General features: G+C 55.6%; 2 rRNA genes (1 of these 2 cut by a window edge). Both read right to left on the minus strand.

Annotated elements, in window-relative coordinates:
• Positions 1 to 41 precede the first annotated feature (41 nt).
• Positions 42 to 153, minus strand: a 5S ribosomal RNA gene (gene rrf, locus H8S84_RS19920).
• Positions 154 to 285: 132 nt separating this feature from the next.
• Positions 286 to 2,500, minus strand: a 23S ribosomal RNA gene (locus tag H8S84_RS19925); it runs 677 nt beyond the window's last position.

Raw genomic sequence — 2,500 nt, forward strand, 5'->3', positions numbered from 1 at the left:
AAAAGGGGCAGCGGGATTTCTCCTGCTGCCCCTCCTGTTGGGGTTGGCGGCCACCTACTCTCCCGGGTGTGACCCCAGTACCATCGGCGCGTCCGGGCTTAACTTCTCTGTTCGGGATGGGAAGAGGTGCTCACCGGAGCCATAGCCACCATTGTCTTTGCACGATTCGTGTAGCCGTGCGTGATGCTTTTAAGTTCTGATTTGAGCATGATTGGGGAGAGAGAAGCGAGGAGGCGGGCCTTGCGGCCTTTGAAGCCTGCGCTTGCCTTTAGGCAATGCTTGCGCTTTGGAACGCGCTCGGGCAATTAGTATGGCTCGGCTTTGTCATCTCTGACTTTACACCTGCCACCTATCGACGTGGTCGTCTCCCACGGCCCTTAAGGGAGATCTCATCTTGGGGCGGGTTTCGCACTTAGATGCTTTCAGCGCTTATCCCGTCCGAGCGTAGCTACCCTGCGCTGCGGCTGGCGCCACAACAGGTCCACCAGAGGCTCGTCCAACCCGGTCCTCTCGTACTAAGGTCAGGACCCCTCAAATCTCCAACGCCCGCAACAGATAGGGACCGAACTGTCTCACGACGTTCTGAACCCAGCTCGCGTGCCACTTTAATCGGCGAACAGCCGAACCCTTGGGACCTTCTCCAGCCCCAGGACGTGACGAGCCGACATCGAGGTGCCAAACCTCCCCGTCGATATGAGCTCTTGGGGGAGATCAGCCTGTTATCCCCAGAGTACCTTTTATCCTTTGAGCGATGGCCCTTCCATGCGGAACCACCGGATCACTATATCCGTCTTTCGACCCTGCTCGGCTTGTGGGCCTCACAGTCAAGCGCCCTTATGCTATTGCGCTCTGCGCACGGTTACCAAGCGTGCTGAGGGCACCTTTGAAAGCCTCCGTTATTGTTTTGGAGGCGACCACCCCAGTCAAACTACCCACCAAGCACTGTCCCCCCTCGAAGAAGGTTAGGCTCCAAGCAACTCAAGGGTGGTATTTCAAGGACGGATCCACGACGCCTGGCGACGCCGCTTCGCTTCCTCCCACCTATCCTACACATGAGTTACCCAGAGTCAATGCTAAGCTATAGTAAAGGTTCATGGGGTCTTTCCGTCCCGTTGCGGGTACTCGGCATCTTCACCGAGACTACAATTTCACCGAGCTCACGGCTGAGACAGCGCCCAGATCGTTACACCATTCGTGCAGGTCGGAACTTACCCGACAAGGAATTTCGCTACCTTAGGACCGTTATAGTTACGGCCGCCGTTTACCGGGGCTTCGATTCAATGCTTCGCCTTGCGGCTAACATCCCCTCTTAACCTTCCGGCACCGGGCAGGTGTCAGGCCTTATACTTCATCTCTCGATTTCGCAAAGCCATGTGTTTTTGTTAAACAGTCGCCTGGGCCTTTTCACTGCGGCTTCTCCTATTGCTAGGAGGAAGCGCCCCTTCTCCCGAAGTTACAGGGCCATTTTGCCGAGTTCCTTGGCCGTGATTCACTCGAGCACCTTAGGATTCTCTCCTCGACCACCTGTGTCGGTTTGCGGTACGGGCGGCAAGCCATTTAAACGCTTAGCGGGTTTTCTAGGGAGCCTGATTAGGGACGATCCCCGCGCCCGAGGGCTTGGGGTACTTTCGGCTTTCAGCATCCCTGGCGTACTTCACAACCAGAGATATACCTACGGCCTTAAACGCGCTATTCCGTCAGCGCGCCGTCCTTTCACTTCTCCGTCACCGCATCGCTATGACGTGCCGGTACTGGAATATTAACCAGTTGTCCATCGACCTGCGCTTTCGCCTCGGCCTTAGGACCCGACTAACCCTGATCCGATTAGCGTTGATCAGGAAACCTTGGTCTTTCGGTGTGCGGGTTTCTCGCCCGCATTATCGTTACTTATGCCTACATTTGCTTTTCCAAGCGCTCCAACGCCCCTTGCCGGGACGCCTTCTCCGCCCTTGGAATGCTCCCCTACCAGTGTAGTAAACTACAATCCGCAGCTTCGGTGCCATGCTTGATGCCCGATTATTATCGATGCCCTGTCGCTCGACCAGTGAGCTGTTACGCACTCTTTAAATGAATGGCTGCTTCCAAGCCAACATCCTGGCTGTCTGTGCAACTGGACCCCCTTTGTTCAACTTAGCTTGGACTTTGGGACCTTAGCTGGCGGTCTGGGTTCTTTCCCTCTCGGCGCAGGACCTTAGCACCCTGCGCCTCACTGCCGCGTATGTCAAATGGCATTCGGAGTTCGTCAGGATTCGGTAGGATGTGACTCCCCCTAGTCCTATCGGTAGCTCTACCTCCACATGACTCGACCGCGACGCTGCCCCTAAAGGCATTTCGGGGAGTACGAGCTATTTCTCAGTTTGATTGGCCTTTCACCCCTACCCACAGGTCATCCAAATACTTTTCAACGTAAACTGGTTCGGACCTCCATTTGGTTTTACCCAAACTTCATCCTGCCCATGGGTAGATCACAAAGTTTCGCGTCTACCCCCCCTGACTGTGC

The organism is Pontibacter cellulosilyticus (assembly GCF_014306105.1).
GTDB classification, from domain to species: Bacteria; Bacteroidota; Bacteroidia; order Cytophagales; family Hymenobacteraceae; genus Pontibacter; species Pontibacter cellulosilyticus.